This window comes from Caulobacter sp. CCNWLW153 (assembly GCF_036889365.1).
GTDB classification, from domain to species: domain Bacteria; phylum Pseudomonadota; class Alphaproteobacteria; order Caulobacterales; family Caulobacteraceae; genus Caulobacter; species Caulobacter radicis.
Genome location: NZ_JBAKFV010000031.1, coordinates 1 through 8,225, shown reverse-complemented (window position 1 = coordinate 8,225; position 8,225 = coordinate 1). Strand labels below are relative to the sequence as shown.

General features: G+C 69.7%; 7 protein-coding genes and 2 pseudogenes. 2 read left to right on the top strand and 7 right to left on the bottom strand.

Going from position 1 to position 8,225, the window contains the following annotated elements:
• Positions 1-599, bottom strand: a pseudogene (locus V6S85_RS26340) (cytochrome C oxidase subunit II); the annotation flags it as partial.
• On the bottom strand, positions 589-945 hold the full coding sequence (locus V6S85_RS26335) for a c-type cytochrome (protein WP_334350789.1): 357 nt from the start codon (positions 943-945) through the stop codon (positions 589-591). The gene V6S85_RS26335 and the pseudogene V6S85_RS26340, both read right to left, overlap by 11 nt.
• Positions 946-1,155: 210 nt before the next feature.
• On the opposite strand from V6S85_RS26335, the pseudogene V6S85_RS26720 reads away from it, so the two are divergent.
• A pseudogene (locus V6S85_RS26720) lies at positions 1,156-1,611 on the top strand (c-type cytochrome); the annotation flags it as partial.
• Between the two features lie 16 nt (positions 1,612-1,627).
• On the opposite strand, the gene V6S85_RS26330 reads toward V6S85_RS26720, so the two are convergent.
• The 3 genes from V6S85_RS26330 to V6S85_RS26320 are packed head-to-tail and all read right to left on the bottom strand — an operon-like array spanning position 1,628 to position 5,406.
• The gene (locus V6S85_RS26330) at positions 1,628-2,338 is read right to left on the bottom strand and encodes a cytochrome b (RefSeq protein ID WP_334350788.1); all 711 of its coding nucleotides are present in this window, start codon (positions 2,336-2,338) and stop codon (positions 1,628-1,630) included.
• On the bottom strand, positions 2,335-3,054 hold the full coding sequence (locus V6S85_RS26325) for a cytochrome c oxidase assembly protein (RefSeq protein WP_334350787.1): 720 nt from the start codon (positions 3,052-3,054) through the stop codon (positions 2,335-2,337). The genes V6S85_RS26330 and V6S85_RS26325 overlap by 4 nt, the downstream gene beginning before the upstream one ends.
• A gap of 3 nt (positions 3,055-3,057) precedes the next feature.
• A complete protein-coding gene (locus V6S85_RS26320; protein WP_334350786.1) occupies positions 3,058-5,406 on the bottom strand; it encodes a membrane-bound PQQ-dependent dehydrogenase, glucose/quinate/shikimate family in 2,349 nt (782 codons plus the stop codon).
• Between the two features lie 99 nt (positions 5,407-5,505).
• Here V6S85_RS26320 and V6S85_RS26315 point away from each other — a divergent pair, with 99 nt between their 5' ends.
• Positions 5,506-5,988, top strand: coding sequence for a hypothetical protein (locus V6S85_RS26315; protein ID WP_334350785.1), 483 nt, complete (start codon positions 5,506-5,508; stop codon positions 5,986-5,988).
• 31 nt (positions 5,989-6,019) lie between these two features.
• Here V6S85_RS26315 and V6S85_RS26310 read toward each other — a convergent pair whose 3' ends face one another.
• Both V6S85_RS26310 and V6S85_RS26305 read right to left on the bottom strand, forming a co-directional pair.
• Positions 6,020-6,919, bottom strand: coding sequence for an SDR family oxidoreductase (locus tag V6S85_RS26310; RefSeq protein ID WP_334350783.1), 900 nt, complete (start codon positions 6,917-6,919; stop codon positions 6,020-6,022).
• A gap of 73 nt (positions 6,920-6,992) precedes the next feature.
• A partial coding sequence (locus V6S85_RS26305) for a catalase (RefSeq protein ID WP_334350782.1) occupies positions 6,993-8,225 on the bottom strand: 1,233 nt, incomplete at its 5' end.

Genomic DNA, 8,225 nt, shown 5'->3' with positions numbered 1-8,225 from the left:
GCGTGCGGACCGCCGCAGAACTCGGCGCACTGGGCGCCGTATTCGCCCGGCTGGTCGGCCTGGATGCGCAGGATGTTGCGGCGACCGGGGATCATGTCGAGCTTGCCGTTCAGCCGCGGGATCCAGAGGCTGTGGATCACATCGGTGGATTCCAGTTCCAGCGCCACCGGGCGGCCGGCCGGGATATGGATCTCGTTGGCGCCCTGGAAGGCCTCACGGCCGGCCGCGTCGAGATAGCCGACCCGCCACCACCACATCTCGCCGGTGACGCGAATGCGCAGTTCTCCGGGGCGGGGCGGCTCGCTCAAGCGATGGGTCAGCGAAAGGCCCCAGATCAGCAGGGCGCTCAAGACAACGACCGGAAAGGCGATCCCGGCGATCCAGACGAGGCGCTCGCCACCCAGACGCTTGCGCCAGGCTCGTGGTGCGAAGAGCGCCAGGGCCAGGGCGACGACGACGATCGCCAGCACGGCGGCGGTCATGGCCAGAAGGCCCCAGGTCAGGCTGTTCAACGGCGCGGCGAAGGGACCGGCTGGATCCAGCGCGGGCGGCGGCCAGCCCTTCAGGCTCTCGTGAGCGGGCGGCGCGTCAGTCTGCATCGAGCGAATAGAGGTAGGCCGCGACGTCGCGGGCTTGATCCTCGGTCAGTCCAGAGGCGGGCATGGCGGTGTCGGGGGCCATGGCCGGCGCATCACGAAGCCAGGCGATCAGAACCTCTGGCCGGTTGGGGAAGCGTCCGGCGATCGTCGCCTGAGCCTGCAGACCGTCCAGGGATCCGCCGACCGCGCCGCGCGGCCACTGCACGCCAGGAATGCGATGACAGGCCCCGCAGCCTTCGGCTTCGATCAGGCGCAGGCCCTCCGTGGGATTGGCGCCGGCCAGTTGGCGCGAGGGAACGGCCTTGTCCGCGCAGGCGACCAGCGTTGCGCCGGCCAAGCCGATCATCGCCGCGCTCGCTGTCTTGGTTCCACCGATCACCAAGGCCCCTTCGAAAACCCGAAGGCTCAACCCGTCGGAACGGTCGCGGTTCCGCAGGGTTTAGGCGGAGTGGGCCGTTTCGCTTTCTCCCTTCTCGCGCTCGCCGCGCTCAGCGCCTGCGACCGCGCGCCACCCCGGACCGACGCTCTGCTGAGCGTCGATGGGCGGACCATCGCGATGAGCGGCGGCGCCGGCGGAGCGGCACACGCCTGCTTCTCCTGCCACGGCCTCGACGGCATGGGCGACGGCGTCTCGGTCCCCCGCCTGGCCGGCCTCGAGGCCGGCTACCTGCAAAAGCAGATGGAGGACTACGCCTCGGGCATCCGCCCAGACAAGGTGATGGGGCCGGTCGCCAAGCCGCTTGACGACAGGGCTCGCCGCGCCGTTGCGTTCTACTATTCGAGCCTGCCGACGGCGGGCGGCGACATCCGCGATAGGCCGCCGCCAGGGCTCTGGACGAGAGGCGATGCCGGGCGGGGTCTCGCGCCCTGCGCCGCCTGCCATGGAGCCGAGGGGCAGGGTGTAGGCGCGGCCCAGCCGGCCTTGGCCGGACAACCCGCGGCCTATACCGCCGACCAATTCGCTCGCTGGAGGCGCGCGGTACGCCGCAATGATCCTCGCGGGGTGATGACCGCGATAGCGAGCAAGCTCAGCGAGGACGAAGTCGCCGCCTTAGCGGCTTGGCTAGAGACGCGACCTGTTTCTCCAGCGCCCGCCAGCGGCGTTGCCAGCGCGTCCGCCGTCGAGGCTGCTGCGGCAGGATCGGCAGCATCCCGTGAAGGACGTCGTCGCGATCGATGAGGTGGTGCTTCAATGCGGCGCCGACATGGATAGGGATCATGGCGACAAGGCTGAGCGCGAGGCCCCAATGCAGCCACTCGGCGACGGCCTCGATCGTCCAGAGCGTCGCATGCGACAGCTCGCCCAGCGGCAGCAGAGGCCAGGGCGTCAGGTTCAGTAGGGTCAGCTCGGTGTCGCGGCTGGTCGCCGAGACCATGGCCCAGCCGGTCAGCGGCAGGCCGAACAGGCAGGTGTAGAAGACGTAGTGGGTGACGTGGGCGGCCGTGCTCTCCCAGCCAGGCTTGTCGGCGTCGTTGATGACGGCCGGAGCGAACAGTCGCCAGCCCACACGGCCGAGCACCAGGACCAGCATCAGCACGCCGATCAGATAGTGCAGTTCGTAGGCCGCCTGCATCTGGGCGCCGGGCGCCGCGCGGCCCATCCACCAACCCCAGCCGAGCTGGAAGGCGACGAGCCCGGCCATGGTCCAGTGAAAGACGATGGCCACCGGCGAATAGCGTCCTTCGTCGGCATGGCCGGCGGCCCATTCGAAGATGTTCTCGATCAGCCGGTCGATCATCGGGCCGCGAAGCCCGAGGCGCTGCGCAGCCGCCGGCCGAGCAGGGCGAGCGCCGCGGCAAGGTAGACGCCGGCCGCCGGGATCCACATGACGAGGCCCGCCAGTTGCTGGTCGTCCAGCGGCGACAAGCTCCAGGGCGTGGTCGTCAGGGCGTGGGGCGCATAGAGCGCGTGCGGCATGAAGGTCAGCAGGGCGCCCAGCAGGCCCATCTGCACGGTGGTCGCCAGCAGCGCGGCGACGGCGGCCGGCGCCGGAGCGGCCCGAACTGCGCGCCAGAACACCATCGCCGACGCAAGCATGCTGGCTTGCATCAGCCAGTAGACGCCATGGTTCGACAGCGCCGCCTCGTAGAGCGCCGGGACATGCCACAGCCAGAAAGCCCCGGCGAAGGCGAGTGTCGCCGCCGCGAGGCTCCTTGAGGCGCGGGGACGGGGCAGGGCCCAAACCATCAAGGGCGCGGCGAGGCTGGTCAGCAGCACGTGGTGCGCCGTGCGGGCCGAGAACAGCGCCGAACTGAGCGCGCAGAGGGGCGACACGAAGCTGACCAGCAATATCGCCATGGCCGCGAAGGCCAAGCCGCGCCTGGTCGGGGCCGCGACCCAAAGCCATGCAGCCATCAGCGCCAACGCGACAAGCAGCAGCGGGTCGAGGTTCCAGCGGCTCCAGATCTCGGCAGGCGAGGGGCCGGCGCCGCAGTAAGGTGTCCAGGTCTCCATGGCTCAGCCTTTCGGCAGTGCGTAGGCGATCAGGTAGTCGCCCTCGGGCGTCTCCATGAAGTGATGCCCGCCGGCCATGATCACCACGTACTGGCGGCCGTCCTGCTCGTAGACCATGGGATTGGCCTGGCCGCCGGCCGGCAGCACGTCGCTCCACACCGTCTTGCCGGTCTCGATGTCGATGGCGCGGAACAGATTGTCGGTCGCCGCGGCGATGAAGATCAGGCCGCCGGCGGTGACCACCGAGCCGCCGTTGTTGGGCGTGCCGATGTCGATAGCCAGCATCGAGGGAATGCCGAAGGGGCCATTGCGCCGCGCGGTGCCGAACGGGCGGTCCCACAGCGTGGCGCCGCTCTTCAGATCGATGGCGCGGATCCCGCCGTAGGGCGGACGCTTGCACAGCATTCCCGTACCGGGCATCCGCCAGCCGGCGTTCACGTCGATGGCGTAAGGAACGCCCGTCTGCGGATCGCCAGCGCCCTCGGCTCCACCGGCCTTGGTCTTCTCGCGCGGATCGCCGCGCGGGAACCAGCCCCTGGCGTCGGCCACCGCCCGCGGCACCAGTTGGTTGTAGTTGGGCATGTCGTTGTAGTTGGCGACGATCACGCCGCGGCGCGGGTCCAGCGCGATCCCGCCCCAGTCCGAGCCGCCGTTATAGCCGGGATACTGGATCCAGCGGGCCTTGGCTTCGGGCGGGGTGTAGGGGCCGCTATAGACCGCGCGCTTGAACTGGATGCGGCAGATCATCTGGTCGATCGGCGACATGCCCCACATGTCCTTCTCGGTCAGCCGGGGCTTGGCCAGGCTGTGATAGAGCGAGAAGGGCTGGGTCTTGGCCCGTTCCGCCGGCTCCACCCCGCCACCGGGAACCGCGCGCTCCTCGACACCCGTCAGCGGGCGGCCGGTGCGCCGGTCGAGGATGTAGATCTCGCCCTGCTTGCTGGGCAGGATGATCGCCGGCACGGGGCCGTCCGCTGTGGGAAAGTCGACCAGCGTGCCCTGCGAGCCCAGGTCATAGTCCCACACGTCGTTATGGGCGGTCTGGAACTTCCAGCGCGGCTTGCCGGTGGCCACGTCCAGCGCCACCAGGGCCGAGGACCATTCCTTCTCAGCCGGGCGGCGCAACGAGCTGTAGTAGTCGGCGGCCGAATTGCCCATGGGCAGGTAGACCAGGCCCAGGGTGTCGTCGCCGGTGGCCGTGGTCCACATGTTCGGTGTGCCGGGCGTGTAGGTGCGCCCCTGCGGCGGCAGGCCGGTGATGTCCGGCGCCATCATGTCCCAGGCAAAGCGCAGCTGGCCGGTGACGGCGTCGTAGCCCTGGATGACGCCCGACGGCGCCCAGCGCTTCTGGCCGTCCAGCACCTGGTGGCCGGTGACGATGATCCCGCGCACGATGGTCGGAGCGGACGTGATCGACACCATGCCGGGCACGACCTGGCCCATGCCGATCTTGATATCGACCTGGCCGTCTTGGCCAAAGCCCTCGCAGAGCTTGCCCGTGCGAGCGTCGACGGCGATCAGCCGGCCGTCCAGCGTGCCCTCGATGATCCGCGCGGCGCAGGCCGCCCCGGCTGCGGCGTCCGGCTGGACGAAGTAGGTCACGCCCCGGCAGGCGGCGGTATAGGGGATAGCGTCCTTGGAGACCTTCGGGTCGTAGGCCCAGCGCTGCTTGCCGTCGCGAGCGTCCAGCGCGAACAGCTTGTTCATCGCCGAGCACAGATAGACGCTGTCGCCGATCTTGAGCGGCGTGGTCTCGGCGCCGAACTTCTCAGGCAGGTCGCCGGTGCGGAAGGTCCAGACGCGCTCCAGCTTGCCGACATTGGCCTTGGTGATCTGGGCGGCGGCCGAGAAGCGCTGGGCGTCTTGCGAGCCGCCATAGGCGATCCAGTCGGCGCCCATCGCGGCGCCGGGGCCAGCGAGCGCCGCGGGCAGCGGCTTGGCCGGCGTCGGGCGATTGGCGGCCGCGACGATCGCGCCGCCCGCGCCGATCAGTACGACGAACGCGGCGAGGCCGGCCAGCATCGGCTTGCCGCCCCGCCGCGTCAGCGCCGGCAGCGACAGTACGACCAGCAGCAGGATCACCAGCGGCGCGACGAGGCGGGGCACCAGCGCCCAGCCGTCGAGCCCGGTCTCCCACAGCGCCCAGACCAGGGTCAGCGCAAAGACGACGAAGTAGACGATCGCGCCGGCCTGCTTCAGTCGAGCGACCAGCACGCCCGCGATCAGCAGGCCGATCCCGGCCAGGACGTAATAGGGCGACCCGCCCAGGACGGCGAGCCAGGCGCCGCCGACGCCCAGCACCAGACCGATCAGAACCAGGAGAGCGCCCAGCAGGCGAACCAAGACCGACATGCATCTCTCCACCGAAGCTCGGTGCGACAACACCGGCGGGCGAGGGGGCGTTCCGTGGCGTGGCTCTGAACCTCGAGGCGCGTGGCGTGTTCAGCCGACATGACCAACACCGCCCTGATCCCCTCCGCCCTCATCGGCGCCGTCGCCAGCGCCCGATCGATGACCCCGATGGCCACCATCGCCTCGGCCCGCCTGGCGGGGCGCTCGACGCCCGGCAAGCTCGTCCTGCTCGACCATCCGCTGTTCAAGTTCGGCGCCCTGCTCATGGGGATCGGCGAACTGCTGGGCGACAAGATGAAGACCGCGCCCGACCGCACGGTCTTCCTGGGTCTTCTGGCCCGCGTCGCCAGCGCCGGCATCGCCGGCGCGGCCCTGGCGCCCCGCGGCCGCGAGAAGGCCGGGGCGGGCGTGGCGATCGCGACGGCCGTGCCGCTGGCCTATCTGACCCTGGCGGGACGCAAGCGGGCGATGGCGAAGTTCGGCCAGACGCCGAGCGGGCTCGTCGAAGACGCTCTGGTCGTCGCCGCGGGCGTCGCGACCATCGCCTTCTTTACGCACCAGCAGTGGGGCGCCCGAGGCTGACGGGGCGCCCCTCCGTCGACGTCGGGCGGCGTCAGGCGATGCCTGCGCCGCCGGTCACGCCATAAACCTCGCCGGTCGTGAAGCTGGCCTCCTGGGAGGCGAGCAGCACATAGACCGGCGCGATCTCCACCGGCTGGCCAGGTCGGCCGAACTGGCTGTGCTCGCCGAAGTGCTGGACCTTCTCCTGGGTCTGGCCGCCGCTGGGCTGGAGCACCGTCCAGAACGGACCGGGCGCGACGGCGTTGACCCGCACGCCGTCCTTGATCAGCTGCTTGGCCAGGGCCTTGGTGAAGGCCACGATGCCGGCTTTGGTGGTGGCGTAGTCGAGCAGGTTCTCGGACGGCTCGTAGGCCTGCACAGAAGCGGTGTTGATCACCGCCGCGCCGGGCCTCAGGTGAGACCGCGCCGCCTGGGTGATCCAGAACATGGCGTAGAGATTGGTCTTCAGCGTGTGGTCGAACTGCTCGCTGTCGATGGCGGCGATGTCTGGGCGGCTGACCTGCTTGCCGGCGTTGTTGACTAGGATGTCGAGCCCGCCCAGGCCTTCCACCGCCTTGGCCACCAACTCGCGGCAGAAGGCCTCGTCCTTGATGTCGCCGGGCAGGGCGATGGCTTTACGACCCTCGGCCTCGATCAGGGCGATGACTTCGCGCGCGTCGCTCTCCTCGCTCGGCAGGTAGCCGATGGCGACGTCGGCGCCCTCGCGGGCATAGGCGATGGCGGCGGCGCGGCCGATGCCGGAGTCGGCGCCCGTGATTAGCGCCTTGCGGCCGACGAGCTTGCCCGCGCCGCGATAGCTTTCCTCGCCGTGGTCGGGCTTGGGATGCATCTTGGCGGCAAGGCCCGGCGCCAGCTGCGGCTGGGCCGGGAAGGGCGGCTTGGGATACTGCTCGCGCGGATCCTGCATGCGCAGGCGGTCGTCCTGGCTCATCGTCGTCTCCAATGTGGGGAAGGCGGCGCGCCCAGGGACGCGTCGCCGGGAGGGGGAGGAAGCGAGCCGACCGTCAGGCCAGCATCCGCACCTTTGGTTCGCGGTCCCAGAAGCGCCTGGCCGCCGCGGCGAGGAAGTCCGCGCCGAGATCGGTGACGCCCTCGTCCGGCTCGACGCCCGCCTTGTCGAGCAGGGGCTTTGCCGCATCGGTGGCGCCGATCGCCTTCAGGTGCCCGAAGGCGTCCATTACGAACTGAACGGCCGCCGCCTCTTTGACCAGAGCCGCGCAGCCCTCGTCGGACAGCACCAGCGCGATCGCATCGACCGTCACCGAGGGCGTGCCGGCCAACTGTCCGTCGGCGGGGATAAGGGTTCCGTCGGCGCCCTTGGCCCCTCCGATCTTGGGGGCGATGACCTTGGCGACGGCGCCGGCCTTCAGAAGCGCGGCTTTCAGTTTGTCGACCGCTTTGGCGTCCGAGCCGTCGGCGACCAGGATGCCGACGGCATGGCCCTTGATGTCCTTGGGTGCGCGCGGACCTTCCACGATCCGCAGGGCCGGCGACAGCTCCAGGTCCTGGACCGGCACGGCGGTCTTGGAGGCCTTGGGCAGGTCCATGGCAAGGCCCGCGGCTACCCGTTTGGCCAAGTCCGGATCGACATTGACCAGGTTCGACAGCATCCGCGTGCGGATCGCTTCGATGGCGACCTTGGAAAGCTCGAACACCAGGGCCGAGGCCAGGTGCGCCTGCTCGGCCGGGTCCAGCGAGCGGAAGAACATTCGCGCCTGGCTGTAGTGGTCGGCGAAGCTTTCGGGCCGCACGCGCAGCTTCTCCGCGACGATGTCGGCGCCGTCCTGGGTCGTGCGGAAACCCGTCACCGGGCACTCGCGCGGCCCACCGTCCTCGCCTGCTGTCTCGGCCAGGCTGTTGGGCTCGTAGTTGGCGCGGCCCTTATGGACCTGCATCTGCATCATGCCGTCGCGCTGGAAATTCATCACCGGGCACTTGGGCGCGTTGATCGGCAGCTGGTTGAAGCTGGCCGTACCCAGTCGGCTCTTCTGGGTGTCGAGATAGGAGAACAATCGACCCTGCAGCAATGGATCTTCGGTGAAGTCGATCCCCGGCACGATGTTGGCCGGGCAGTAGGCGACCTGTTCGGTCTCGGCGAAGAAATTGTCGGGGTTGCGGTCCAGTACCATCCGGCCGATCGGCGTGACCGGCAGCACCTCCTCGGGAATGATCTTGGTCGGATCGAGCACGTCATAGGGCAGGGCGTCGGCGAAGGCTTGATCGAAGGCCTGCACGCC

What these genes read in the sequence shown, in the direction of transcription:
- V6S85_RS26335 (WP_334350789.1), bottom strand. Translation starts at nt 945, where the DNA reads ATGATCGGCTTGGCCGGCGCAACGCTGGTCGCCTGCGCGGACAAGGCC.
- V6S85_RS26330 (WP_334350788.1), bottom strand. Translation starts at nt 2,338, where the DNA reads ATGATCGACCGGCTGATCGAGAACATCTTCGAATGGGCCGCCGGCCAT.
- V6S85_RS26325 (WP_334350787.1), bottom strand. Translation starts at nt 3,054, where the DNA reads ATGGAGACCTGGACACCTTACTGCGGCGCCGGCCCCTCGCCTGCCGAG.
- V6S85_RS26320 (WP_334350786.1), bottom strand. Translation starts at nt 5,406, where the DNA reads ATGTCGGTCTTGGTTCGCCTGCTGGGCGCTCTCCTGGTTCTGATCGGT.
- V6S85_RS26315 (WP_334350785.1), top strand. Translation starts at nt 5,506, where the DNA reads ATGACCAACACCGCCCTGATCCCCTCCGCCCTCATCGGCGCCGTCGCC.
- V6S85_RS26310 (WP_334350783.1), bottom strand. Translation starts at nt 6,919, where the DNA reads ATGAGCCAGGACGACCGCCTGCGCATGCAGGATCCGCGCGAGCAGTAT.